Annotated in this window: 25 protein-coding genes; 15 read left to right on the forward strand and 10 right to left on the reverse strand. The window is 52.7% G+C overall.

Annotated features, from left to right (window positions below; translation table 11 throughout):
• The first annotated feature begins 154 nt into the window (after positions 1-154).
• The 7 genes from VE954_RS22425 (at position 155) to VE954_RS22455 (ending at position 6,242) form a co-directional block, all read left to right on the forward strand.
• The gene (locus tag VE954_RS22425) at positions 155-913 is read left to right on the forward strand and encodes a pentapeptide repeat-containing protein (protein ID WP_324956964.1); all 759 of its coding nucleotides are present in this window, start codon (positions 155-157) and stop codon (positions 911-913) included.
• 172 nt (positions 914-1,085) lie between these two features.
• Positions 1,086-1,754: a tetratricopeptide repeat protein gene (locus tag VE954_RS22430; RefSeq protein ID WP_324956967.1), complete on the forward strand. Its 669-nt coding sequence runs from the start codon at positions 1,086-1,088 to the stop codon at positions 1,752-1,754.
• A 10-nt stretch (positions 1,755-1,764) separates the two neighbouring features.
• Positions 1,765-2,547, forward strand: coding sequence for a motility protein A (locus VE954_RS22435; RefSeq protein WP_324956969.1), 783 nt, complete (start codon positions 1,765-1,767; stop codon positions 2,545-2,547).
• 1 nt (position 2,548) lies between these two features.
• Positions 2,549-3,580: a flagellar motor protein MotB gene (locus tag VE954_RS22440; protein ID WP_324956971.1), complete on the forward strand. Its 1,032-nt coding sequence runs from the start codon at positions 2,549-2,551 to the stop codon at positions 3,578-3,580.
• Position 3,581: 1 nt separating this feature from the next.
• A complete protein-coding gene (locus VE954_RS22445) occupies positions 3,582-5,297 on the forward strand; it encodes a hypothetical protein (protein ID WP_324956973.1) in 1,716 nt (571 codons plus the stop codon).
• Positions 5,281-5,835, forward strand: a complete 555-nt coding sequence (locus VE954_RS22450) for a hypothetical protein (RefSeq protein ID WP_324956975.1) — start codon at positions 5,281-5,283, stop codon at positions 5,833-5,835. Before VE954_RS22445 ends, VE954_RS22450 begins: the two co-directional genes overlap by 17 nt.
• Before the next feature lie 14 nt (positions 5,836-5,849).
• Positions 5,850-6,242: a PilZ domain-containing protein gene (locus VE954_RS22455; RefSeq protein ID WP_324956977.1), complete on the forward strand. Its 393-nt coding sequence runs from the start codon at positions 5,850-5,852 to the stop codon at positions 6,240-6,242.
• Positions 6,243-6,303: 61 nt separating this feature from the next.
• On the opposite strand, the gene VE954_RS22460 is transcribed toward VE954_RS22455, so the two are convergent.
• The 3 genes from VE954_RS22460 to VE954_RS22470 form a co-directional block, all read right to left on the reverse strand.
• The gene (locus VE954_RS22460; protein ID WP_324956979.1) at positions 6,304-7,092 is read right to left on the reverse strand and encodes a hypothetical protein; all 789 of its coding nucleotides are present in this window, start codon (positions 7,090-7,092) and stop codon (positions 6,304-6,306) included.
• Positions 7,093-7,224: 132 nt separating this feature from the next.
• Complete coding sequence (locus VE954_RS22465) at positions 7,225-8,307, reverse strand: hypothetical protein (protein WP_324956981.1); 1,083 nt, start codon at positions 8,305-8,307, stop codon at positions 7,225-7,227.
• 67 nt (positions 8,308-8,374) lie between these two features.
• Positions 8,375-9,115, reverse strand: coding sequence for a hypothetical protein (locus tag VE954_RS22470; RefSeq protein WP_324956983.1), 741 nt, complete (start codon positions 9,113-9,115; stop codon positions 8,375-8,377).
• Between the two features lie 143 nt (positions 9,116-9,258).
• On the opposite strand from VE954_RS22470, the gene VE954_RS22475 reads away from it, so the two are divergent.
• Entirely contained in the window at positions 9,259-10,686 is a 1,428-nt protein-coding gene (locus VE954_RS22475) for a hypothetical protein (protein WP_324956985.1), read from the forward strand.
• 173 nt (positions 10,687-10,859) lie between these two features.
• Positions 10,860-12,836, forward strand: coding sequence for an ATP-binding protein (locus VE954_RS22480; protein ID WP_324956987.1), 1,977 nt, complete (start codon positions 10,860-10,862; stop codon positions 12,834-12,836).
• Positions 12,837-12,919: 83 nt separating this feature from the next.
• Here VE954_RS22480 and VE954_RS22485 read toward each other — a convergent pair whose 3' ends face one another.
• Positions 12,920-13,471: an RNA polymerase sigma factor gene (locus tag VE954_RS22485; protein ID WP_324956989.1), complete on the reverse strand. Its 552-nt coding sequence runs from the start codon at positions 13,469-13,471 to the stop codon at positions 12,920-12,922.
• Between the two features lie 387 nt (positions 13,472-13,858).
• Between VE954_RS22485 and VE954_RS22490 the strand changes: the two genes are divergently transcribed.
• The 6 genes from VE954_RS22490 (at position 13,859) to VE954_RS22515 (ending at position 19,340) form a co-directional block, all read left to right on the forward strand.
• Positions 13,859-15,187 carry a hypothetical protein gene (locus VE954_RS22490; RefSeq protein WP_324956991.1) on the forward strand — a complete coding sequence of 443 codons (1,329 nt, stop codon included), beginning with the start codon at positions 13,859-13,861 and terminating at the stop codon, positions 15,185-15,187.
• Positions 15,188-15,250: 63 nt separating this feature from the next.
• Positions 15,251-16,102 (forward strand): hypothetical protein, encoded by an 852-nt coding sequence (locus VE954_RS22495; protein WP_324956994.1) that lies wholly within the window; start codon positions 15,251-15,253, stop codon positions 16,100-16,102.
• On the forward strand, positions 16,086-17,156 hold the full coding sequence (locus VE954_RS22500) for a hypothetical protein (protein ID WP_324956996.1): 1,071 nt from the start codon (positions 16,086-16,088) through the stop codon (positions 17,154-17,156). The genes VE954_RS22495 and VE954_RS22500 overlap by 17 nt, the downstream gene beginning before the upstream one ends.
• A gap of 12 nt (positions 17,157-17,168) precedes the next feature.
• Complete coding sequence (locus tag VE954_RS22505; protein ID WP_324956998.1) at positions 17,169-17,426, forward strand: hypothetical protein; 258 nt, start codon at positions 17,169-17,171, stop codon at positions 17,424-17,426.
• A gap of 4 nt (positions 17,427-17,430) precedes the next feature.
• A complete protein-coding gene (locus VE954_RS22510) occupies positions 17,431-18,171 on the forward strand; it encodes a hypothetical protein (RefSeq protein WP_324956999.1) in 741 nt (246 codons plus the stop codon).
• Positions 18,168-19,340 carry a c-type cytochrome gene (locus VE954_RS22515; protein WP_324957001.1) on the forward strand — a complete coding sequence of 391 codons (1,173 nt, stop codon included), beginning with the start codon at positions 18,168-18,170 and terminating at the stop codon, positions 19,338-19,340. Before VE954_RS22510 ends, VE954_RS22515 begins: the two co-directional genes overlap by 4 nt.
• A 91-nt stretch (positions 19,341-19,431) precedes the next feature.
• Here VE954_RS22515 and VE954_RS22520 read toward each other — a convergent pair whose 3' ends face one another.
• The 6 genes from VE954_RS22520 to hpf form a co-directional block, all read right to left on the reverse strand.
• Positions 19,432-20,214, reverse strand: coding sequence for a hypothetical protein (locus VE954_RS22520; protein ID WP_324957004.1), 783 nt, complete (start codon positions 20,212-20,214; stop codon positions 19,432-19,434).
• 25 nt (positions 20,215-20,239) lie between these two features.
• Positions 20,240-21,397: a hypothetical protein gene (locus VE954_RS22525; RefSeq protein WP_324957006.1), complete on the reverse strand. Its 1,158-nt coding sequence runs from the start codon at positions 21,395-21,397 to the stop codon at positions 20,240-20,242.
• A gap of 44 nt (positions 21,398-21,441) precedes the next feature.
• Positions 21,442-21,984 (reverse strand): hypothetical protein, encoded by a 543-nt coding sequence (locus VE954_RS22530; protein WP_324957008.1) that lies wholly within the window; start codon positions 21,982-21,984, stop codon positions 21,442-21,444.
• Between the two features lie 362 nt (positions 21,985-22,346).
• Positions 22,347-22,766, reverse strand: a complete 420-nt coding sequence (locus VE954_RS22535) for a GNAT family N-acetyltransferase (RefSeq protein WP_324957010.1) — start codon at positions 22,764-22,766, stop codon at positions 22,347-22,349.
• Between the two features lie 103 nt (positions 22,767-22,869).
• Positions 22,870-23,709, reverse strand: a complete 840-nt coding sequence (locus VE954_RS22540; protein ID WP_324957012.1) for a hypothetical protein — start codon at positions 23,707-23,709, stop codon at positions 22,870-22,872.
• Positions 23,710-23,915: 206 nt separating this feature from the next.
• Positions 23,916-24,299 (reverse strand): ribosome hibernation-promoting factor, HPF/YfiA family, encoded by a 384-nt coding sequence (gene hpf, locus VE954_RS22545; RefSeq protein ID WP_324957014.1) that lies wholly within the window; start codon positions 24,297-24,299, stop codon positions 23,916-23,918.
• Positions 24,300-24,447 lie beyond the last annotated feature (148 nt).

Below are 24,447 nucleotides of genomic sequence, written 5' to 3' on the forward strand. Positions count from 1 at the left end.
CCTCCCTTGGGACGAGGTCGAAACATCGCTACTGACCGATCAGTGTAACGATGTTTTCCGAAAAAAAAAACCAAAGTGCGCGGCCCTTGCAGAAACAGGTGAGGCATGTCATCATGCAGCTTTGCTGGACCCGACGGACGAGGAGACGCCTAGTATGCAGGATAACTTGCCAGAACATCCCAGCGAGCTCTGGGAGAAAAATCCCGTCGTCGCCGCGGCGATGCTCGGGGCCCTTCGTGAGAATCCCCAAACACGGGATTTGCAGGAAAATCAAAGAATCATGTTGGTGGAACGAGCCCTACGCGACCAATGCCGCGGCGATCATGCCTGGCTGTCAGTTATGGTGCCTCGCCTGCAGGCCGGTGAAAATATTTTGCTGGAAACCCCGGCCGGCGCTGATGCTGCTGCGGCTTCACCTGCCAAACCGGGCGATAAAAAACCAGAGAAGGCGCATCCTGAGATTACCGTTTCCCAACCCGCCGTCGTAACGAGTCAGGAGGAGCTGGACGACCTTTTGGAAATGCATCGGCATTGGATCAAACAGGTCCTTGAACCCGGACTCGATCTAGGGCCCGGTCGTGCCAATCTTAAAGGGTCCGATCTGCGAGCCTTCAATCTCGACGGGGCCGATCTCAGGGCGGCGCGTCTGGAGCATTGCAACCTCAGTGGCGTATCCTTGATGGGAGCGAATCTCGCGGGAGCCAATCTCGCCGGAGCCAACCTGGAAGGCGCATGTCTGGAACGGGCTCGCCTGCGTCGGGCTAATCTTGCCGGCGCCAACCTTACTCGGGCACGCCTCTGCAAAGCCGACCTTCGGCACATCCAATGGAAAGGAGTCACCACGGAAGCTACGGATTTTACCGACGCGATTGGGGCTCCTGATGCTTCCCCCGCAACCACTTTGGAAGCCTGACTTTTAAATCATGAAGCCAATGGTTCAATCATCTCCGCAGTTTAACCTGCGGAGGCGTATCCATTTAAGACAATGGGTAAAGTTTTCTCATTTTATTGCGATGACTTGAGAGAACTGAGAATCCGTGAAATCCTCAAAGGCTTTCGGTATTCTCCAAATGTCTGGATGCGATATGCTGCGATACATCCGTCCCTTCCAGCTTTTGTTCGCTTGCTGGCTGGTCCCGTCCTGTGCGACAGGCAGACTGCAGCTGTCTTCCATTCCCGAGGACAGCACGGTTCAATTGATGAGCAAGCGCGGTGATATCAAATCGCTGGGCAAGACGCCCCTTACCATGGATATGCAGGGTCTCTTTTTGAATGACTCTGACTTTGCCTACGTTCGCGTAGAAAAAGACGGTTATATCAGTCAGAGTTTTGTCATTCCCCGCACGACATTACCTTCGACCCATGAAATCAGCGTCTCGCTGGAACAAAAGCCTATCGTTAAAGCACCAGAACCCATCCCACCCTTGCCCGTTACGCCGGTTGCGGTGGAAATGGACAAGTGCTCCCAACTGTCCAAGGAAAACATGACCCGCCTCAGCAAGGGCGTGGCCGTGGCTCAATCCCTGATCCTCAAGCGCGACTTCGAAGTGGCCCGCGTGCGTGTCGCCAGTCTAATCGCGGATTTTCCCTACATAAGCGTACTTCATGATTTACAGGGCAATATTTATTATCTGCAAAAAAATTATGCGGACGCGGTGGCAGCTTATGAAAAGTCGTTGGAGCTGGAACCTGAAAACATGGAAACCGCCTTTATCGTGAAACGCCTGCGCACCCAGCTGGGTCGAAGCCAATAGGAGTCAGACCATGGCATACATATTCGGTCTTGTGGTAGGGCTCCTGGCTTTACGGGTTTCCTTGTACTTTCTGGATCAGAGCGTGTCGATGTACTTCGACGATGTGGCCCTGACCATGGTCCTGGGTGGAACCATCGCAGTTGCCGTCATTGGCGCTCCCTGGCATCACGTGCGTGAATTGCGCCGCGGACTTGTGGGTATCGTCTTCGGTCGCAACGCCAAACACGCCAGCATTATCGAAGCCGGTCTTCGTTTCATTCAAAGTCGCGATATTCCCCGCGGTACCATGGCTTCATCCACCGTCGCCGGTGAAATTCTGCGGGACGGCCAGGAACTTTTGTCCCTCAATTTCACCACGCAGGAAGTGGAAAATATTCTGCAGGAACGCCTGCATCAAGCGATTGAGAAGCAGCGTCAGGTCGCCGATTTCTTTCTTTCTCTCTCCAAATACCCGCCAGCATTTGGTCTGGTCGGAACGGTTCTGGGTCTGGTAAACCTGATGCGCGCGATCACCGAAGGCATGGATCCTCGGCAAACGGGTGTGAAGATGGCCCTGGCTCTGGTTGCCACCCTTTACGGTCTGATCGTCGCCAACTTCGTTGTCGCACCCATCGGGGAAGCGATGACCAAACGCGTCGCTCTCGAACATTTCCACGCAGAAATCGCCCTGCAGGCTGTACTGCTGGCTGCAGATCACGTGTCGCTTCTGAAGAGTCAGGAGATGCTGAATTCCTATGTGAGCAAGCAGCAGCGCGTGAATATTATCGGTAAACTGGTCAAGGACGCCGCCTGATATGAAACGTCTATCCCGAAACAGAAAATTCTTAGCCCGGGCTCCTCAGGAAGCGACCTGGGCGGTCAGTTATGGGGATATGATCACACTGCTGCTCGGCTTCTACATCATGTACTTCTCGATTGATCCGCCTAAAAAAGGCAATACAACTTTAACGACATCCCTGATTGCAGCCTTGGAAAAAATGGATGAGGGCGTATCCATCGATCAGAAGAAACGTCAATCTTCAGAAACAACCGAGGAAAAGGCACCATCCATCTCCCAACCTGAAAAACCCGAAGCGCGGGACAGCGAAGCTGGCAATGCGGTCGTCGAAAGAATTACGGCAACCAAACAGACCAGTGAAAAGCGCGGAACCGATAAAAAGATGGCCGTGCAGGACGACACGCAAACGGCTATGCAAACCATTATGCAAATGGTTCTGCCCAAGGATTGGATCGAAAAAATCAACAAAAACACCATGAGCGCAAAAAGCGTGGCCAGTCAGTCGCCCGAGCCGTTAGCGCCTGCCATGCACGCGCAAACCCAGGATGTCAGCAAGGAAGGAGCGCCGACCGGTTCCTCCACCAGCCTGCCCAAAGCGGCTGGATATCGTCCGGACGTGACCGAGATCAAGGCGCTTGATGCGGAAGCAAGCCGCATCGGTGATCGCGTGTATATCATGTTTCCGAAAGTTTCCTTTTTCGCCAGTGCCAGTACTGAGATCACGCCGGAAGGCCGTCAGGCGCTGGAAAAATTCGCCAAGGTTTATATGCCTTTCGCAGGCAAGGCTCTGCTCAATATTGTAGGTTTTTCCGATGAACGGCCTGTCAAAGCAGTTTATCGGTTTCGCGACAACCTCGAATTATCGGTCCTGCGCGCGGTGAGTGCGCAACGTGTCGCCGAAAGTGTAGGCATCCCCTTGGGCCGCACGAGGCTGATGGGGCATGGCATCAACACCTCCCTGGTTGAGGGTGAAGCAGCCGCCACGACTGTGGAACGTTGGGCATTGACTCGCAAGATCATGCTCGTTATCGAACCGGAGGTTCAGTAATATGCGGCACTGGAAACGGCTCATTTTCCTTCTGGCCTGGATGCTGCTGTCGCCTCTGGGCCTGGCGCAGGAGGGTAAGAATGCGAAGGTGGCGGAAGTCGAAGCCTACCTGAACCAAAAGGTGATCACGTATGTGAACAGCCGCTTTCCCAATATGCCCGTTCTGGTCTTCCTGCAGGTGGAACCGCTGCGGCGATCCAACTCCACGCTCTCGGAAAACATAGCCAAGGACATCCTCCCCTATTTTGCCGAAGCCAAAGTTGACAATATCGATGAATGGGATGATCCGAATAAGACCGTTCACGATCTTTTGCCTCGCATTCGTGCCGTGCAGATCAAAATTACCGTTCCTGATGTGGTCACGAACGAAGAACTGTTTGAAATGCGTGATGTGCTCTATTCCAACCTGGGCCTGATCGGCGGCCGGGATAAGATTGATTTTGAGCGCAAGAACTGGCACAAAGATGCCAAGTTCCCTTATGAACTGGTCAGTCTGGTGGCCTTGGCCGTTACGATTCTGCTCGTGGGTTTATTCTTTATCATGCGGGGGCTCGCGACCAGTCTGCGTAAAGCTTTGGCGGAAGGACCGACCCAGAACAAAGGCGGCAACTCCAATGCTGCGGCCATGGCGATGGCGATGGCGGCCCAACCGCCTCCCCCACGTGACAAAAATGTGGGTGGCGCAGGCAATCTGCAGGTCAACGATTCACTTCGCCTCGCCGACAAAATTGATGAACTTCTGCTTAAACTGAATGAGGACCCGGCGTTCCCGACCCTTGAGGATATGATTGACTTTGAAGACAAGGTTATCGAAGATCCGGCCTTCGTCGGCACCATCATGCAGGAGATGCCTCGCAAAATGCAGGAGGAAATTTTCCGTCGCGGTTCAAGCCCGAAATGGCTCGACGCATTTTTCCTCAACAGCACGCTGGATATTGACAAGTATCAATTTGTTTTGCAGCTCAGTTATCGTAAGCGCGACCCTGCCGGCAAAATCTGGCAGGAGCTGCTGATTTCGATGTGGCGCCTCGGTGAGGATCTGACCAATTTCATGAAAACGATTGAGCAGCGTGATGCCCTAGGTATCCTGGCCTGGATGCCTACCCGCATTTCGATTCCCACGGCTCGCGAAGCCTTCCCCGGTGGCTGGGGCATCCTTTTGAAATCGGATTTTAAACCCTCGCCCTTGCCAGAAAAAATGGTCCTGGACCTTATGGAAAAGGTGACGAGCCGCAAACCTTTCAACGCTATGGATATGGTCAACCGCTATCGCCATGAACGCGGTCTTCTGGACTTTTTGCGAATCTGCACCTTGGAAGAAGAGCGGGATATCTATCGAGCCTCCAAAGGCGACGCTGGCATCCACCTTCTGCGTCCTCCCTTCTATCCTATTTTCGAAGGCGCGGAAGAGGACCTCAAAGCCCTCGCAGATCTGGTCACCGGTCCCGATTGGGGACGGGCTCTGTTCAATGTGGATCGGAGTTTGCGCAGTAAGATCACGCAGTATTTCAATGATAGCAAAAACTATCAGATGATCGAGACGCTCAAGCAGTGCGATCAGGGCGGCATCACGATGAACGAAGTGGGTCAAATGCGCGAGAAGATAGCCCGCATTTATGCCAAAAACCTGCAAATGAAGCAGAACACCAAGGCTGCGGCTCCCAAAGCCGTCAAGCCTGAGCAGGGTGGAGGCAATAACAATGCGACAGCTGCTTAAATTCGGCTGGCTCCTGAGCCTTGTCCTCAGCTCCACAGCGGCGGCCAATAGCTTCAATTCCACGGCGGGATATTACAGCATCAGTGCCAAGACCTCCGCAGGGACGCAGACGCTGCAGAACTTTGGCGTCTATCGCTTCATCTACGATATCGATGTCGCGCAGCATTTTTCGTTCAAGCCTTCGTATTCGCTTTACACGATCTCCGGCTCGGATGGGTTTGAATTGGGGTACGGTACGGATATAGAATTCAGCTACCTGCCCTTTACCCGCAACAGTGCCATGAGCTACCAAAGTCCCTCGGCGAGCTGGCAGACTTATGAAATTTTTCAGCCTTATGTAAGCCTGTCCTTTCACCAGCGTCAGTACCAAAGCATTCAGTCCAACTACGCGGGACTTGGCCTGCAGTTTGGAAGCAGCTATCAGTTCAGTCGTTCGATACGGTTGATGGCCTATGTAGCGTCTATTTATCTCAACGGGCCCTTATCCAGCAAGGTCAATGAATTCCAGGTGGCTGGTGGCATCGGTATGCAATTGTAAACGGAGTCAGTCCCATGTCAGACAGTATTTCAAAAACACGCGACAAACGGGTTAAACCTCGCTTCAAAATTCAGGTTCATGCCCGCATCAAGGCGCAGCTGATCGGCAGCTCGAGCAAATTTCCTTTTGTGACGGAAAACATTTCCGAATCCGGCCTGCTGGTCAACCACGAGCCAGGTTCACGACATGCTTTCAATAAACACTCGATTCTGGAAGTCTGGGTCAGCAATGACGCCGATGAACAGATTTTCTTCTTTGCCAAATACGTCCGCAAAGCCAGTGACACATCCTTTGCCATCAAGATTATCGACATTGATGGCATGAACTCCAAGAAGTACCAGGATTTCATCGATGCGCATCGAGGCGATGCCATTCCCGATGAGACCTCTGAGGATGACAAAACCTAATTGCCTGGTCATGGACACTCAGGCATTTTCCAGAAGGGGGCTTCCAAGCAGGCTGTTCGTGTTACCGACAGGATTGAAGCACCTCATCCTCTACTTCCATGCATAGAGCCACGGGAAGTGCCTCATGCAAAATTAAACCTAAGCGAGTGAAGAGCAACCTGGCCTTGACTCTCATGGGGAGAAGGATGGGGCCGACCGGTTTCGATAGAGCTTCAAGGCCGTCTTCGGTGACGTCGACCAGAAGTTCCGCTTCCTGCCCCCCAGCCCCTAGTCTTACAGAAGTTTCCACAAACAGATCGGAATCCGGCAGTAAGTCCGCCTCGAGTCCAGCCAGGATAGGCACTTCCACATGCCAAGCCGGTTGTGCCAGCTGATATTCCTGGAGCGCCTGAGCGAGCTCATTGCTGTTGATCAACAGGCGATAACTGAGCTGACCCATGGCCTGCTTGCGTAAATTAACCCACGCCTGAAACCAAGCGTCTTCGAAGGCCGGATCGTCCACAGAGGCCGCGAAGGTGAAGCCCTGGCTTTCCAGTATTTCTTTGATTCCGGTGAGAAAGAAACGGCGGCGTTCATGCGTGAGCATGGAATCCGTCTTCAGTTCCAAGGCGGGCGCGCGGATAGCCTCATTCGAATTGACCTTGGCTTGGTCGAGTGTAAGCTTTAAGTCAGAAAGATGAAGAGCCGACTTGAGAGGCTGAGCAAAGTTTAAAGCCTTGCATCCTGCCAGCGAAGTCCGAATAAAAAAATATCTTGCGAAGTAGATAGAGTCTTCGTATTCATGAGCAATTGATTTTAATTTACTGCCTACTGTCGTTCTTGGATATCTGATCCAGAAGAGAATGCCCATCGATTTCTTCCGGAATTTAAAGTCATAAATGTTCACTCTGGAATTATTCTAGGTCATGCTGATTAAAAGGTCGCGACAAAGACTTGACAGCCCACTATCCGCTCATCCTAAGCAGCGGGCTGAATTTGCCTTTCAGGGTCTTTTGGAAAAGGAGGGCTTAAAAAGGATATTGAATTGGGTCCAAGAATTCAGCTTCTCATCGATGGCCTCATTGAGCGCGACAAGAACGATTTCGCTCTGCAGGTATGCCAGCTGTTGTGGGGACGATGTCGAGGGCAGACGAAACCGGGGTCGCAGTATGAGCAAAACCGCGTTCTCATCGATGTTCGTGGGCGAGGCCAGGAGTGGTTCAAATAGCCGACGCGACCCTTCGGGGAGCGTGGTGTTCAGCTCTGATGCACGCAGCTCGGCCCAGATTTTCAGCGTTCTTGTCCAGGCTCGCACCTCGGCAAAGAGTCCGCGATCGAGTGCCAGACGCGACCATTCGCGCAGATCCTTTTGTTCCGATTCATTCAGTTGGGCCAGTGTTTTTCCGCTGTTGACCACCGCTGCCAGCTCGATCCAAAGCCGCTTGTCGCTGCTCAGTCGACGCTCGGCTTCGATCAGCTGGGTATCCAGGGCGTGGGCCATTTCATGGACGAAGATCAGCAGCCATTCCTCAGGCTGGAGCTTCGAGAGAACGGTGACGACACTGCCGGTCCCGGGCGAAACACCAGCAGGTCCATCGAGTGCCCCTGTATTGGGTGAAAGCTCCGCAAAGACCCGGAAACCTGCGAGATAATCAGGACCAAATAGCCTGTCGATGTCCCTCAAGAATTGCCTGGTCTCGCTGGCGTTCACAACGCTTAAGCTTTCGAGCGAACCACGGAAAAACGCCGAACTGAGTGCAGCCTCAAAGCGTCGTACAAAACCCTCCTGCAGCCAGGTCGGAGTCTTCTGTTCCGCAAGGCAGCTGCTATCCAAAAAGCTCTGGACTTCATCGCCTTGACGATAGGCTTGCCAAATTTGAGCCGCCAATCGCTTCCGGCCCTCGGCGGCGCTCTCCTGCAAAGTTCGGCGTTCATCCCGGGTTTTCACAGTCTCGGTTTCGGCTCGTATCCATTCCGACAAACTTTGCTGCAGAGCAGGCGCGCACGCGGCGTGGAGAGAAAGGGACAAGGTCGCTGTTGCCAACAGAATCAAAACTAGACTCAAACACACTTTGATGGCATCCATAGTGCAATCTCCCTTGCCTAATCCGCGTCATGTCTGGATCCTGCGCCATCGTTCATGGAGCCGGATCTTACCTCAAGCGGGCTAAGTCGGATACCAAACAGTCTACATAGGCTTCCTGGTTCCAACGAACGCGGGTGTCGGCACCGGTTTCAAAATTTATGAAGGGTACCTTGGCACCAAAATCCACGGGCCGAATCACTCTGATTCCCGTCACAACGTAGCGTTCGTTGATGGCGTTGCCCAGTTCGTCATAGCCATCATTGCGTTTTTCCGTGTTGAAACGGAAGGCCGGAAAACTGGCCTTGAGATTGACATCGCTATTCGTTTCAAAGCGTTTGACGGTGACGCTTTGCAACCGATCGGGGGCAGGCTCGTACTTGCCAGTCAAACCCCGGCCATAGAAATCGCCATTAAAAGCAAAGACCAGCTGCGGCGGTACATTTTCGTAATCGCCGTTGATGTCACGTGGACCGATGAACTGCAGTCCATACACGTAACGCACGTCGTTTTTGCTGTAGTAATAAGTGTCCTCGGGATCGAAGCGAATAGGTGAGGTTTTACCCCCACCCAGTACTACCGCCAGTTCGCCTTTGAACTGAGGATAGACCTGCCGGTAGACCTCCTTGAAGGACTCCGCTGCGCAGGTCTTATAGCTGTCCACAAAATCGCTCAGTAGAGCTTCACGTGCGAGTTCTGTCGAAATCACCTCGCCGGAATCTACAGGGCCGTTGAAGAAACCATTGGAGGCAAACGCAGCCCCCTGGTTCACACAGATTGCAAGAGTCAGAAAAAAGCGATTGATTTGCATAAACAATCTCCACGACGAAGGTTTACATGATTTTGGACTCTGCGTGAGAGCAATCAGCTGACCGCAGGCCGATCGTGCTTGACCCTAACTGTGAATTCCACTAACAAATTTGATGAGAAGCAAACAGGAAGAGTGTGCACACCATGAGCCCCAACTTCGACGCCATCGAAGTCGCCCGCAATCTACGCCGGCAAGGAAAGTTCAAACAGGCTTTGAAAGGTCTTTATACACTGGTGTTCAAACAGGGCCGCTTGCAGCCCGAACCCCTGGCTCTCGAAGAATATGCGCTTAGTCTTGCTCAAACAGGTGCGCCCGAAGCAGCCTTGAATCTGCTTGAATGGCAATTTCAGCAATGCAACAAAGCCTATACTGTCTACCATCCCGTCTTATCCATGGCTCGAGCCGCGGCATACACTTTATCGTGGCAGCACGCAGCAGCGCGAGAAGATCTTGAAGAGGCCGGTCGCCACTGGGGCGAGGATGCTTATCTGCATTGGGTGTGTTACCTCAATAGCCTCTGGTGTCTGCTTTACATCGACGGTGGGCGCACGCTGATTGAAGAACAGGATGAGCATCAACGTCGCCTGGCGCCTTTTCCCATCCTCAGCGCCAATTTTCAGGCCTGTCTGGCCAAAGCTCACCTTCTGATGGCCAGCGACTACGAAATGGATGCGGGCACTAACTGGCCTGAGCAGGTCCTGGCGCCTTATGATCGTCTGCTCTTTGGCCTGTGTCGATGGGGCCAGCGATTTCGTCGCGAAGGCCAGCATGCATCGCTCCGCAAGGAGATCCGAAACTTGCGACATGAGGCGCTGAGCCATGAGCTGTGGGAGCTGCATCGTGAAATGGTGCTTTGGGAAGCTGTGGTGTTTTGCGATCTCGAGCTGGCCCGATGTTTTCTTTGGGGCTCCCCATTCGCCACCATCAGTCATTACTTTCATAGGGTGTGCCGAGCCTTCAAGGGGGATGAGCGCCTTTTTGCTCTCCTGGAGGAAAGGGACGTTTACTGGGGCACTTGCCAAGGTCAAGACAGCTGCTACATCAGCCGTCCTGAAGAATCCGTCCCGAATCTCTGCCTTGTGAGCGAAGCCCTTAAGGGGCATTTCACCTGGGATCAGTACACGCTCTTGAGCCAGCTGGCGTCAGATAGCTATCGTCCCTTGTCGCATGCTCAGCTTGCCTGCAGCACGAGTCAGGCAGCTTTTTACCTGCCTGAGCGCGATGACGCAAGGGTGCATATGTCCCTGCTACGGCTACGCCAAAGGTTGCGAGAGAGAGCGATCGATTGGAAGGTGGAAAGTGTTCGCAGCCAAGGTTTTCTCTTAAGGCCCAGGCTTCCCTTGCTGCATCTCCCAAGCCCACGTCTTCATACAGTGAGCCGTAACCAAGCCATTCACAGGACTTTATGCGACATCCTTCCAAACGACCTCTTTGAACGATCAACCCTCGAAGTAGGCCTCGGCATTTCCGAACAAAAGGCCGGTCGCCTGCTCAGGGAACTGAATCAGGAGGGCCTGATTGCTCGCTCCGGACTTGGCAGGAAGCAAAGATATTCCCTGCATGGTTCTTGATCTTTTCGGAGACTGAACGAGAATCCACGGACAAACCCCTCATGTTGCTTACGCATTTTTCGTCAAAAATGACTTTTCCGGAATAAAGCAAGCAAAACAGGATAAAGACTGCAGGGATGCGATTTCCCACCGATCAGAGAGGAGTCGAGGATCTGCTTTTCAGGAGACGAAGCGTGGCGTCATTCAAGGATATTCTGTCCGAGACCCTGGACTTTGCAACAGACCATCCAGGCCTGACCCCGGAGGATATCAAAAAGATACGGATGACGAACCTAGCCTGCTGGGTACAGTCGCTGAACCTCATAACTCTGACCATCATACTTCCGGCTTTCGGTATTTACTCGTTTCTACCCTTCGTGGCCTTGGAGCTCGTGGGTCTGGTGGCCTGCTTGTATCTGGAAAACAAAGGCCGTTTTACCATGGCGAAGACCGTGCTTTATCTGCCTATTCTCCTTGCAGTGGTGGCAGCCTGCATCGGCTTCGATGAAAGAGTTCAAATCATCGTCTATGGCTTTCCTTTGACCATCGCGCTCTTTCTCGCATTCGGGCGGAAAGAGGCAAAGGTGATGTACACGCTGATTATAATCAGTGTGATTACTCTAGTCGGCGGCAATCTGATTGCGGGATATATCGAACCTTTCTTCGTTTTTTTCAACGGCTCTGTGAAACCCGGCTTCACGGCGATCGCCACCAGCATGGCCCTGCTCCTGTCTGTCCTAATCGTAAAAGGCTTCTTTGATGAAAGCTATCGGGCGGAGCAGAAGTATATCGAAGCCGCTCAGGTCATCTCGGAACAAAAAGAACGCCTGCAGACTGTCTTCGATATCGTCGAAGAGGTCATCCTAATCGTCGGGGACGGTGGCAAGATTCAGGATGGTTTCTCGAAATTCACAAGGTCGGTCATCCAACGTCCCGAGAAAGACATCACTGGCCAGAACGCATTTGACCTCCTGGTTTCATCGGCTCATCATGATCGCGACGAGATCGATCAGTGTCGCTCGGCTCTCGAAATGTCCCTCGGAGCGCCCGAGCTGCAATGGTATGTGAATCAGGATAAGGTGCTGCGCGAGTTGGAATTCACCTTTGGTGGCCAACGCAAGGTCCTTGTTCTCAATTGGCAGCCGATCATTCGCGACGGAACCATCACCCACCTTCTTCTCATGGCTCGCGATATTACTCTGAACCGTCTCCATGATCGCATCAAGAACGAGCAGCAGGAGCGTACCCAAGCCTTGATTGGGATTGTCAGTGCCATAATGAAAAGCAGCCGGCAGGTCGTTGAAGGTTTCTTTCTGAAGTCCATCCAGAAGTTGAGCTGTTTGCACAGCCACGACACCAAGGCCGTCTTCTTTGAACTCCATACCCTAAAAGGGGTCGCACGCTCGCTCGGCCTTCAGGAAATTGCCAACCGTATCCATATACTTGAGTCCTCGCTTGGAGAGATTAATCACGCCGAGCTCGAGACCAAGCTGCAAGCCTTCAGGAAATTTATCGAAAGCAACCTGCAGTTGGTGCAGGACATCGCAGGTTCTCATGGCTCATCCTATTCCATCGCCTTTCAAAATCTTTATGATGTGGCGAGCCATGCCCGGCTGAATCTCTATTCGCTTCTGGAAAAACATCAAATAGAGCTCGAGGCCTTCACCGTGGAGGACGGCGTCCTCGGATGGCATTCCAGTGCCCTTGAAGTGATTCATGAGGCCGTGCAACACGCCATCACCAACGCCATCGCCCATGGCTTTGTCTTCCCCCGCTTGCGCAATCAGATTACGGCTTCCAAAGTCGAATTGCACCTAAAAGCCTGGCACGAAGACCTGACAACGGTCATTGAGCTCAAGGATAACGGCAATGGCATTGATGATCAGACGCTGCAGGGTCTAGCAAAAAAATATGGCAAAGACCTGGGAGCCTACAAAAATCCACTCGATCTTCTCTTCGAATCGGGAGTCAGCAGTACGACGACCGTATCTTTGACCAGCGGGCGTGGCGTGGGAACGGCCGCCGTGCGCGCGGCCTGCGAAGAACTGAAAGGGACCGCCACGTTTCACCGGAACCCCGGTCGAGGCCTAACCCTGCGGATCACCATACCACGTGAAACCAGTCTTTACTCCACGCAAACCCTTCAAATCCGGAACAAACAGTCCATCTGAAGACCCTAAGGCCATATAATTTTTGAGATCAGAGCCACAGCTTCAGCGCCTCTTCCTTGTATCTTTCTGGTCATTCCCGCCTCCTAGAGGCAGCCCGAAGCATAGCCCACAGATTCCACCTCGTGCTCAAGCTGCGCGCGGTAGCGTCGACGCTGGCGGCTGAGCCTTGATGAGATTGTAGCCATCGACTCCTGACTGCGTGCCGCGATTTCCTTGATACTCAGGTTTTCATCATAATACTGCACGAGTGTGCTGGCCTGCGGATCATCGCGCAGCGAGTCCAGGAACCTGCTAACGGCCTGGAGCTGGAGGTGATGCTCGTCCTCGTTGACTTGAAACAGCTCCTGCATCACGTCTTCGACCGGATAATGCCGATCCATGTGCCGACGCTTCTGCTTGCGGTAGAAGTCAATGGCAAGGTTGCGGGCAATCGTCACGAGAAAGCATTTGGGATTCTCGGTCCCTAAACGCATTTTATTTTCCAGATAACGCAGGAAAACTTCCTGGATCAAATCCTCTTGAACCTGCACGGAAAAACGAAATTTACTCATGGCAAATTGCACAAGGCCTATGTAGGCCGCATAAATGTCTTCAAAGGATCGAGCGGCTGGCTCCGGCTTCTCCACTTGGATCATACTCACATCTCCTACTGACAGTTGGATCTTGGTCAGACAGGACTTGTATCTCAAATTTTGCGGTCGCTGGCTCGGGACATAGGGGGACATGGCGTGACTTATGTTTGTAACACATTTATTTTATTGTACATTTTAGTTTTCCCAGGTTTTGACCTCAGACGTCCCGAAGCCTTCTATAGAGATTTACCCATAAAATTTTTCTGCAACATTTTCGAAAATGACCCGTCTCTCGAACGGATCCACAATGCATCGTCATATTCCAAACACAGTTCTCTTCCCATGCTGGCCTCATGCGAAGAAACGAAAGGAGTTCCAGCTCACGACACGGACCTGTTGCATCACAACATCATGGACAATGAATAAGGTTTTCTAATTCAAGGACGAATTATGAATACTCAGAAACTCTATACCTGTGCTCTTGGCCTTGCAGCGTCGCTGGCTGGTGTGTCGGCTCAAGCTGTCCCGTTGGATAATACGTTCACTCCAGCCAAGGTTGATATCGGTGGAGAATATGCTGGATATGACCTGCTGGTGGATTCCCAGGATCCTCACATCTATTACCTGATGCCGAAAAGCGGACGACTCGTCGTGAACAGCGGCATGCCGGCTTTGAGTTATGCCGAAGCCGTTCGCGATGGCGTGAAGTATGGAATTGTGAATGCCGTTTTCGAATTCACCATTCCAGCCAAGGATTTTGATGGCATCAAAAACAAAATCAAGGAAAGCGATGCTCAGGGCAAACTGAAACCCCTGACCTTCGCCCAAACGACGCCTGATCTCGCCATTGCCGGCTTCGGCGCTGGCGGTGCCTGTTTCACGGGCACCGACTTCATCACCAATCAACCCGTGAAACAATGTCTGGAATTTGTCTTCAATCAAAAGATGGCGGATAAAGGCCCAACGCTTGGGGAACAGCTGGGGGTCTCGCTGGTCCTTGGTCCATCAGGCGTGGATATTCTTCCGAAGTTGCTGGCCGGTGGGGCCGGGATGCTGATGAATCTCGAGGGTCTCTACAGGGCTGCACTTCCTGGGTTTAAAGCTGTGATAGACGCTGACTACAAAAAGCTTTATGAAAGCTATGCCTGGTACGCTGGATTCCACGATGGGGTTTGCACCGACATCTCCATTTCGGATTTCTTCGAAAAATCCGTGGCCTGTTCCTCGAATGGAAAAGACTTGAACAACAACGCATGCTCCATAAAGGTGACCTACACAGATACCCATGGCAACACGATGAACAACCTCTTTGATACGCTGCCGTCCGTGGATGACGACGCCGATACCAAGGCCTGGTTCACGCAGCACAATCAGCGCGTGCAGACGCTCTGGAACGCTATCGATGGCTTGCGCAAGGATTTTGAAACACGTTTTCTCGAACCGATTGTGGCCCGCAAGGCTGAGGTCGACAAAACACCGACGCGAGGCTTTGCCTTCCGCGCCGATCGTTCCAAGAGCGAGGCCAGTGGCACCTATCACTTTGAACGCGACATGCTGCAAAGCGTGGGACCCAAAAGGAAGACCATCACGGGTTACACCGTGTGCATCAAGGTTGATGGCACGACCGGTGCCGTGAGTTCGTCGATGCTGGGCAACTGCCCGGCTTATTATGGCCAAACGATACCGGCCGCGGCAACACTGCCGGTGGTCGATACTCTGAACCAGCCGTCGAATAATCCGGATAATCCCATTTCCGGAACTCCGATTGCTTGGGACTGAGGAAGCTTGAAGCAGTGGGGTGACAGGGAGTTGCCCCACTTTTTCCAGGACAGGAGATTCACTATGCATTCGCTCCTTTGGGCCTTGATCGTAGGCGCTGCCATTTTTCATAACACCGCTTCAGCTGCGGAAATTTCAACCAAACGGCATTATGTGAAGGGCGACTTCGCCTTCTATGAACCCACTACCATCATGACACCGGGCGTCGGTTTTTATCTGCGCAAGGTCCGCACGAAGCTTTTGACCAAAGTGGACAGCACCACGACCTCCGGACGTCCCATCAGGGTTTGGCAGATCAAGGCTGCACTGATCGATGGGGCTGAAGAAGGCGCCCGTATCGATGCGGCCATTGCGGATGCAAAAAAGGCCTTTCCGGAGTGGAACCAGTTTATTTTTCAAGCCCATTCCGTGACGCGCAAGCACTGCCACCTCGCTATCACTTCCCAGGATATTCTGGTGCAATCCGGAGTCACCGATGACCCTGCCGAGGTTTCAAGCGATGTCTGTCTGCTGACCATCGCTTCGCGTACCGAGGAAGCCGATCAGGCCATCGAAGCCGGCATTGCCAATGGCAGCATCATCGACTACGGTATCGATCCCATTATTCTCAAACAGAATCATAATCTGAACCTTAATGTGAGTCGCATGCATCGCGTCCTCATCCCCCTAAAAAACCGGCTGACGGCCGTGGAAGAACGCGAAGCCTATTTTTACGCCGGTTACGCTCTGGCGAAAAATGACAGCAGCGGCGTCCTCACCAGCGCCTCGCTCAGTACCGCGAAGGCCATGATCCGGGACATCGCGTCGGCTCTGTTTAAACAACAAGGGGCGGGAGGAACCTTCGCTTTGGTCGACGATACCGCCTCGGAAATGATCGTCATTCAAGCGGGGAAAACTGATGTTTTTAACCCTTAAACATCTCATCCCAGGCCTGCTGCTCTCGGCGCAGGCTCTGGCGGCTCCCCTGCAGGCGACCTTGCCGATCGGCTGGCAAGGCAAAACCATTGGCTTTGAAACCAATGATCCGATGGTCGAATACATGAGGCCCGAGGCCTGGGAACTGGTCAGGGATAAGACCTTTGTGCAGGAATCGGCATCAGAGACGCTGCTGTATACGGTTTTCAAACCATCGTATGCCTCCGCCCTGCCCTATGTTACGCAGCAGAAATCCCAGGGCAGCTCCAAGATCTTTTTACCCCTGCCGAGTGTTCTGGAAGAGGCGCAGCTCTTCATCCATGACTTCATCGGCGAGGTCGGGATCGAGCAAGTGCCCAATCCCATGCAGAACCAGTCGCCCTATCTTTACTTTAAAATCCGCATGAATGCGGCACAATTTGCCACCGTTCAGAAGCTTGCGCACAGCGGAGCAGGCATCGTGTTAACGGGTTCCGTAGCCTATACCTACGAAACCTCGGACGGTCCCAACCAAACGTCGGCGTCGCTGGTCGGTGTGTTTGATGACGAGAGTTTAAGGCCGCGTCCAAACCAAGGCCGCTATGGGCTGGAATGGATTGTGGACCTGTTTGCCAACTACGAGTTGCATCTGGTAGGCAGTCTGGACGGACGGTATTCCCTGGGTGCGCTCGCCGTGAACTTTGAGCAATCCATGGTTCAAATGAAACTGGATACGAGCCGAACGGATTTTACCAAACAGGACCAAAAGGTTCTGATGCTGCATCAGGGGGAAAACGCCAAGGGGCGCATTCAACTTTATATCCGTGAACTGCAGACGGCGGTGGCTTTGGATGTTCGTTATGCAATATCCGGATCGATTGATCTCCTGGATGCGAGGGTGACGATCGATAGCATTGAACTCACCGACGTTTCCACGCCTGATGTGACGGGACAGCCCTTTATTATCAAGGCTTTGAATAACCATTTGAAATCGCCGAAGGTCAAGCAGCGATTGTCGCAGGACCTGTCGCGCGGATTGCAGGATCGTATTCTGTCGGGTGATCTTTTTCTTTGAAAGGGTGGATGTGTGAAACATTATGCGTGGTGTCTGCTGCTGGGATTGAGCATGGGTTGTCAGGATAAGTCTTCGTCGGGTGGACCTGGACCTGTGGTCAACCCTGAAACGGAGTGTTCTCAGGTTTTACAGCGCCTTCAATTGAACGAATCCCTGAAGCTCACCGATTTGGACAGCACCACACTTTTTATTAAAAGCAATGCCCAGGCCCTGCAGCAGATGGAAGCTGAACAGGCAGCGACCGTCTGGGCTTGCCTGGAAAAGGGGTAACACTATGAAAAAGGTAGGGGTGGGATCCGTGGCTCTGGCTTTGATGATCGGCGCCAGCTTCTATTTTCAATCCAGTTCTGAAGGTGAAAAAAACAAGATCGAGCCCTTGGTCGACAAGGTGGCTGCCGACGTCAAACAGTTGAAAAAGTCCAAGGGCACGGCCGAGTCGAATGGTCTTTCCCCTGAAGAAGAAACCCAGCGTCTCTTGAAGGAAGCTGCCAACAAGCGTTTTAAGGTGGACCGGCCCGTGGGCATGCTCACGGATGACCGCGATATTGCCGAGGATCTGACGCGACAGGTGGCGGTTGAAATGCTCCTGGAAACCTTGATTCGGGAAAAGATCGAAAAAATTCCCGAGTACGTGCAGGAAACGGAAGCGCGGATGATGACCCGCGAGCCGCGGCTCTTAACCCTCATGCAGAAGGATAGCCAGGGGGAGATGCGGGAAGCTCAAGTTCTCGTGGCCGACACTCGCGCTTGTCAGGATAGAGTCGAAACCAAGGGGCCGGTTGAAGTTCGTGTCGAGGATTTGGAATCTGAATATTGCATGCATCCGACCCTGGAATATCCTGGTGGTTTTGACACGAAGCGCCCACTGCTGGTGACGGTAGGATCGGTGACCGAACGCGGAAAATTCGCGGATATGGATCGGCAATGGGAACGCATGCTTAAGATTGAATTGCGCCAGACGATTACAGCGGAGTTTGTGCCTCGCTATCAATCCACTGGGGCCCTCACGCTATGAGCCTTTCATCGGCCACCCGCTGGGGGTGGCACGTATTGGGGTCCTCAACGGCTGTCTGCCGGAGGTGGCGGCCGCGTACCGTAAGCCGATGGGGTGCGGCCCTGGTCTTGTTCTTCCTCGCCTGGACGGCCCGAGCCAACGGTTTGGCTCTCGCGTCCTGCCTTGCCTGCCATGGGCCGAACACCGCTGAAAGCAGCTGCGTTCGCTGTCACACGCCTGGGCTGCGTGAGGACCGCAGCATCCTCTATGGCAAAGCACGGGAACTTAAGCCTCGATACACGAGGCAGGGATTGGTTCGATATCTTCAAGCTCCGCAGGACCGATGGCACGGCCAAGGGGCGATGTTTGCCTTGACGGACGCGCAGTTGAAAACTGTGCGTGATTTCTTAAATCGCAACCCTAATGATCCTCCACCCGATCCGTCGCGCATCGAAGCTGGCCAAAAACTTTTTGCTCAAGAGCGCTGCGCCTCATGCCACACGAAGATGGGACCCGGCCCGATTCTGCAGCTGGGCTACCCTTTTCTCAACGCGTCCTATTTTAAAAAGATTCTAAGCCAAGGCCAAGGCCGAATGCCGGCCTTTCCCCAACTCTCATCCGAAGCTGTGCAGGATCTTTATGCTTATATTTCCCTAAGCCCACGTGTCGTGAATGAGGAACCTAACATTCTCAACCTGTCCCTGGCCTCGGGAGATAAACTGTATCAGCGAATCCTCGGCAACTTCACAGAGTCTGGCTGTGTGCACTGCCATGGTAATCCACTTCATAGCACGACCGAGGTCGCAAAAATCTTTGGATCGGCCCCACACATTTTTTTTCTGAGTCCTCATGCAGTCGACGAACGAAGCCGGCCGGCTCTGGAGAGTGGACCCAATTGCGAGGATTCTCTTCTGATCGATCGACTGCAGAAACGCCGTCATGAGATGAAAGGCCAACACGCACCTGAGCGCGGCATGCCATTGACGGGAATGCCGTGGAGCGAGTCGTCCATCCGCGAGCTAAGGCAGTGGTCCAGGCTTGGCTGCCCCAATGGATCGGGATTTCTTTGTACACCTTGTGTGTCAGGCAGGAAAAAAAGCAGTTTTGGCGAGATTTCACCAAAACGCGTGGTGGATATGGGAGAGCCTTCCCGCCGGGAAAGGCCAACCCTTGAGATAGGCCCAGAATGAAGCTCGGTGGCATCAGCGGAAACAAGATCGGAAACCCTTTCACCGCAGGGTCTTCAGGCCATGGACGTGATGCGCATACGAGCCATTCCGTTTAGAGCCCTTGATTATTGACCAGACCTCGTAAATCCTCGCATGCTTCCGGATCGATCGGTCCTAGATCACCACCACCTTGGAACGTGGGCTGAATAATACTCAACGTAAACAGACCGTCCTTGCAACTGGCTTGTACTGTTTTGTGCCTATCCGGCAGCTGACGGGATGCGCCGTTTGGAACGACCGCGTTTTGCAAGGTCGTCGCCAGCTGTTCGCAACCCGTGAATCGAGTCACCTCGAAAAAAGAAAAAGATGCCAGATCATCGACATAGAGCAGAGTGAAGAGATCTTTACAGCTGGAAGCCAGGCGCAGTTTTTTTGGCTCGGCCTTCAAGACATCCCGGCCGGTCGTCACTTTCTCCTGGCTTTTGTAAGTGGCTTTGAGCTGCATGTTTTGAATTGCAAGAGTCAGTTCATCGCGACTGGCGCTTTTCACCGTCAGCGCTACCGATTGATCTGCGCGGATCTCTTGGACAACGCTGCTATTTTCGCTGACAGATGCAGTCCAGTTAAGTTTCTCGCTCAGCTGCGCGGGGCTGCCACGATCGTCCCCCACAAAACAATTCAAAGAGGCTTCCAAAGTATCACTTGCCGGGCCCTGCACCCAGCGACACTGCAAAGGATAGCCCGGCAGTCCTGTAGGCTCCTCAGAGATCTTGTCTGGCTTGCCTTGCAGCCCAGAATCCAGCGAATCAGCTGGCGCGGGCGATGCCTTCCTCTTACAAGCCATGGGTGTGGCAAGTCCTAAAATGCCTATCATCAGCCAGGACAGTCGTAACATGGAAATTCTCCCCTATAGCCCAAACTTATTTGTTCCAGCTCTTTTGCCCAAGGTCAGAGGCGATGCCCAAAGCATCCGTAGTACCGCTCAGTCTTAGACTGAGGATGGCATATTCCGAATAAACAAAGCGGGCCATCTCACGGCACTGACAGCGAATCAACCAGCGCAAAAGCGCCAGATGCACAAGCAAGACCTTATCAATGTCCGGCAGCGTATGGACCGCTTGCAAGATTTTCTTAACCAGCATCAGCCGATGCGCTAAAGGAATATCCTTATCATAGGCCCGTTCCATATGGACGGCACATCGATGATAAGCGCTGCTGGTGTTGAAATTCAGAGTTTTCTTCTGGCCCAGGGATTTTAGTTTCGGCAAATGATCCATCCACTGGAGCACGGAGACGGCGCGAATCCAGAAAAAACTCTCCAGAATATAACTGGCTTGATAGTAGTCTCGCCGTGGGTTCATGCCTTCCATCAGCCTCTCGATACTACCGCTGCGACAGACCTCGCGGCACAGCGCTTCCCACTGAATTTCCCTTTTCAATCGCACATTGGATTGATCCTTCTGCAGAAGATCGGCCGACATCTGATCGGCCTCGTCAAGTCTATGCGACAGTCGCAGCGAACGCAGTTTCATCAACTGGGCGTAATTCATAAAGCCAGGATCCACGCCACTTTCCAAGGCACGATCAAGGTAAGTGACGGCAAGATTCGCTTCGCCGAGCCTCAGGCTCATACGGGCCAGTGAAAGCGATTGGAAGGAGTTGCCCCCAGATGGTTCAGAGCCGGACACATGCTCGACCAGTTGCTGCTCTATACAGGCCAGGAGAGGCTCGCCGTCGTTCATATGCAGCTGGGCTTTCAGCATATGAAGTTCACCCAAGAGAAAAGCCATGGAGGAAGACTTGGGCTTTATATTCTGAAGAGTGAGCAAAGCATCAGCCAGTTGAAAGAGTTCCTTGACCTGATGGTCTGTCAGTCCCCCCTCACGCACGTGGGTATTGAGCAGGGTCATGATATAAATCAGACGGTCTGGCTCCTGTTCCTCAGTTTGGGCGATCTGATTCAACAGGTAAGGGATGCGATCCAGTGACGACTGGAAAGGAGCCAGCTCCAAACGGATACGGGCCTTGATCTGCTCAATCATGTCCCGCTTCCAAATTCTGCCTGATGCTTTGCTCATGGGCACACTCTTTCCGTTTGATCGGTACATTATGCCACATACCATCAAAACTGAAAACCAAGATCCTTTTTCAACTTATCACATTCAGCCTGGGACTTGCCTTCATGCAATTGGCCGTTGATATCGAACGCGCAGGTCACATTCGATACCGAAGTTGGGCTTTGTGAGGAGGAAGCGGCAGGCTCTGGGGACGCAACTGAAGGCACGTTCACCGTGATGCCCAAATCCTTTTTCAATTGGTCGCACTCAACCTGGGACTTGCCTTCATACAGTTTGCCGTCGATACTGAACGCGCAGGTCACTTGACTCTCACCTGGAGCAGTAGGGCTCTCCTTCGCTGACGGAGCGGTTGGAAGAACTGAAGCGGCTGAATCCGTCGCCTTCTCGAATTCCTCTTTCAATTGATCGCATTCTTCCTGAGTCTTGCCTTCAAGCGTCTTGCCGTTGACGCTATAGGTACAGGCAACGCCCGCAGTGGTCTCAGGGTTCGGAGCTGCGTCACGATCCTTTTTCGACGATTTCGTTCCACAGGCATTCAGGAGAAGCAAAATGGCCGAAGCTGATAGTACTTTGTTCAAGGAGAGCATTCGATAACCTCTTGGAAAGTAAGTGGTAAACACAAACTCCTTATTACAAGCCTTAGGCCAGACAAAAATCTTAATGATGTCCGCAGCCAATACCCAATCAGAAATCGCAGGCTCTTGACAGAGCCTTACCCATAAGTTCTCGCGATTTTTGTAAGGCATTAATATAACGGAAGAAACGCTGGCATGAGAAAATGCCAGAGCGTCGAGGTGTCCTTGGATTTCCGGAGTCGACTGCAAATCACGAAGATCACTTTAAAATTGTCGACTACCGATTTTTTGAAACAGAACCGATCCAACTCAATATCAATTCAGGGTACGCAAGAACGAAGTTTCTCAGCTTTATCTAAGGGGCCTGGCACCATTCACACCGTCCGGGACATAGTGATGTGCTCGATGCCTTCTTCCCAAAAGACCGCACCTTCACTGACAAAACCAAACTTCTGATAAAAATTTTCCAGGTACAGCTGAGCCGCCATAGTCAGGTGACAGGGCGCCAGTTCATGGGTGGCGCGACGCAGGAGTTCCTGCATGAGCCCCTGCCCCAGCCCTTGGCCGCGATAAGCCAGACGGGTCAGGACGCGGCCAATTTTATAGACGCCGGTCTCGGGCACCGGTATCACCCGTAAATAAGCCACGAGTTCATCATGCACCCACCCGCTTAAATGAAAACAGGAAAAATCCTTGCCATCCGCATCCACGTAACGAATTTTTTGATCGACCACGAACACTTCCTGTCTGGCCCTGAGAATCGCATACAATTCCGTTTTCGACAGTTCGTCCATAGTCTGCCAACGCCATTCCACCAAATCCGTGTCCCTTTCCCCGCTCTTTTGACAAAAAAAATCCAGGACGAGTTCACCTCGTCCTGGATTTCTATCAAAAATCTTAGAGCGTATCGAGGATCGATTGCGTTTCCTTGATACAGAGTGTCGTTTCATCTTTGACGAACACGGGCACCAGGTCATCCGCCAGGTACGATGTGAAATCGGTTATGGTCTGCTCGGCCAGAGCCTTGGCGTCAGCATTACGCTTCAGCTCGATGAGCACGGACACCTTGCGGCGATAATTTTCGCAGAAGAGATTACCAGGAGCGTTGTCGGGATACGCTTCCGATTCGATCGCAGAATCGATCAATTTCAACGCTTCCTCAGGATTATAAAGACCACCGGGAATGCCTTTGGCTTCCGGATTGGATTTAACGGCAGCCTTGACTCGTTTCACACCGCCGCCTTCGTAGATATCGCCGCCAGGAGCCGCGAGGCCCTTATCAAACGATTCGTTCAACTTGGCAAGATTGGCCAGGCGTTCAATCGCATTGGAAACTTCGGCTTCACGGGTGAGGCAGTTGGCTCGGAAATACCAGTAGACCGGCGATTGAAAGCCCAGGTTGGCTGGATTGATGACTTCCAAGGCCTTGCGCCAGCATTCACCGGCCAGAGCTTTACGCTCTTTTTTCTGGGCGTCCACCTTGATGTCGAGATACGCATTCAGTTCGTAAAGATACGAACGCGCGATGTACTCGGTGGCACGAATCAGGTCGGTCGAGCCTTTGGCGCTCTGGGAGGCGAGAGTTTGGTACGCTGCTCGTGCGGCTTGAATCTTCTCCCGGCTTTCCGCGCGCTGAGCGAATAACGCATCAGCTTCGGAGAAGTCGACGGCTTTGGCTTCAGAATGGGCTCCGAGTGCAAGAGCGAAGACGAATGCGTACATGGGCTTGTTCAGCATAAATGTCCCCTTCGAATTTGGAAAAAATTTGTATTGATCCTTCCCGCACTCTAAGGAGGGTCTGGAATTCTGTCAATTCAGAAGGATAAGCCGAACCATTTGGTGGGGTTATTCGCCGGGGTCTGCAATAAGGCGCTTGACTCGGCAGACAGCGAAAAGGGGGCCTTTGGGCCCCCTCTGTTTATTTTTTTAACGGCTAAATTTTTTCAACGAGCTGGTGCAAATTCCTCTTCCACAAAGTCATCGGCCGGGTCGCGAGGCATGGGAGCCGCGACTTCCACAAAAGGATCCGCTTTAGAATTGTGTCGCAGCAATCTGTCCTTTTCACGCGACAACTGGCGGTGCAGGTTATCCATCACCATGTCCAAAGACTTATGCATGTCGCCACTCACTTCCTCGACTTCAATCAAGGTACGGTTGCGCGCATGCAGACCCACGTGCACTTTGTGTAAATCCGCATCGACAGAATACGTTACGTGAATCGGCATGGATGTCTGAATGAGGCTTTCCATTCCCGCCATCTTTCGTTCGGTATCGTATTTCATGGCTTCTGAACTGGTCATATGGCGGAAGTAGTAATGGAAGTTCATAATTTCCCTCATATCAAAAGGAGTGAACCTAAATCGTGGCGGCCAACAGGTCCGGGCCACATCCCGAGCGAAGCAAGATTTGACCCAAACTCAACAAGGCAGAATGGGTGGCGAAATATGACTTGGTGAAGTTTCAAGAGGCGGGAAA

The sequence above is a fragment of the Oligoflexus sp. genome (assembly GCF_035638955.1).
In the GTDB taxonomy this organism is placed as follows: Bacteria; Bdellovibrionota_B; Oligoflexia; order Oligoflexales; family Oligoflexaceae; genus Oligoflexus.

Excerpts from the sequence above, each read along its gene's own strand:
- VE954_RS22425 (WP_324956964.1), top strand. The coding sequence starts at position 155 with ATGCAGGATAACTTGCCAGAACATCCCAGCGAGCTCTGGGAGAAAAAT.
- VE954_RS22430 (WP_324956967.1), top strand. The coding sequence starts at position 1,086 with ATGCTGCGATACATCCGTCCCTTCCAGCTTTTGTTCGCTTGCTGGCTG.
- VE954_RS22435 (WP_324956969.1), top strand. The coding sequence starts at position 1,765 with ATGGCATACATATTCGGTCTTGTGGTAGGGCTCCTGGCTTTACGGGTT.
- VE954_RS22440 (WP_324956971.1), top strand. The coding sequence starts at position 2,549 with ATGAAACGTCTATCCCGAAACAGAAAATTCTTAGCCCGGGCTCCTCAG.
- VE954_RS22445 (WP_324956973.1), top strand. The coding sequence starts at position 3,582 with ATGCGGCACTGGAAACGGCTCATTTTCCTTCTGGCCTGGATGCTGCTG.
- VE954_RS22450 (WP_324956975.1), top strand. The coding sequence starts at position 5,281 with ATGCGACAGCTGCTTAAATTCGGCTGGCTCCTGAGCCTTGTCCTCAGC.
- VE954_RS22455 (WP_324956977.1), top strand. The coding sequence starts at position 5,850 with ATGTCAGACAGTATTTCAAAAACACGCGACAAACGGGTTAAACCTCGC.
- VE954_RS22460 (WP_324956979.1), bottom strand. The coding sequence starts at position 7,092 with ATGGGCATTCTCTTCTGGATCAGATATCCAAGAACGACAGTAGGCAGT.
- VE954_RS22465 (WP_324956981.1), bottom strand. The coding sequence starts at position 8,307 with ATGGATGCCATCAAAGTGTGTTTGAGTCTAGTTTTGATTCTGTTGGCA.
- VE954_RS22470 (WP_324956983.1), bottom strand. The coding sequence starts at position 9,115 with ATGCAAATCAATCGCTTTTTTCTGACTCTTGCAATCTGTGTGAACCAG.
- VE954_RS22475 (WP_324956985.1), top strand. The coding sequence starts at position 9,259 with ATGAGCCCCAACTTCGACGCCATCGAAGTCGCCCGCAATCTACGCCGG.
- VE954_RS22485 (WP_324956989.1), bottom strand. The coding sequence starts at position 13,471 with ATGATCCAAGTGGAGAAGCCGGAGCCAGCCGCTCGATCCTTTGAAGAC.
- VE954_RS22490 (WP_324956991.1), top strand. The coding sequence starts at position 13,859 with ATGAATACTCAGAAACTCTATACCTGTGCTCTTGGCCTTGCAGCGTCG.
- VE954_RS22495 (WP_324956994.1), top strand. The coding sequence starts at position 15,251 with ATGCATTCGCTCCTTTGGGCCTTGATCGTAGGCGCTGCCATTTTTCAT.
- VE954_RS22500 (WP_324956996.1), top strand. The coding sequence starts at position 16,086 with ATGTTTTTAACCCTTAAACATCTCATCCCAGGCCTGCTGCTCTCGGCG.
- VE954_RS22510 (WP_324956999.1), top strand. The coding sequence starts at position 17,431 with ATGAAAAAGGTAGGGGTGGGATCCGTGGCTCTGGCTTTGATGATCGGC.
- VE954_RS22515 (WP_324957001.1), top strand. The coding sequence starts at position 18,168 with ATGAGCCTTTCATCGGCCACCCGCTGGGGGTGGCACGTATTGGGGTCC.
- VE954_RS22520 (WP_324957004.1), bottom strand. The coding sequence starts at position 20,214 with ATGTTACGACTGTCCTGGCTGATGATAGGCATTTTAGGACTTGCCACA.
- VE954_RS22525 (WP_324957006.1), bottom strand. The coding sequence starts at position 21,397 with ATGAGCAAAGCATCAGGCAGAATTTGGAAGCGGGACATGATTGAGCAG.
- VE954_RS22530 (WP_324957008.1), bottom strand. The coding sequence starts at position 21,984 with ATGCTCTCCTTGAACAAAGTACTATCAGCTTCGGCCATTTTGCTTCTC.
- VE954_RS22535 (WP_324957010.1), bottom strand. The coding sequence starts at position 22,766 with ATGGACGAACTGTCGAAAACGGAATTGTATGCGATTCTCAGGGCCAGA.
- VE954_RS22540 (WP_324957012.1), bottom strand. The coding sequence starts at position 23,709 with ATGCTGAACAAGCCCATGTACGCATTCGTCTTCGCTCTTGCACTCGGA.
- hpf (WP_324957014.1), bottom strand. The coding sequence starts at position 24,299 with ATGAACTTCCATTACTACTTCCGCCATATGACCAGTTCAGAAGCCATG.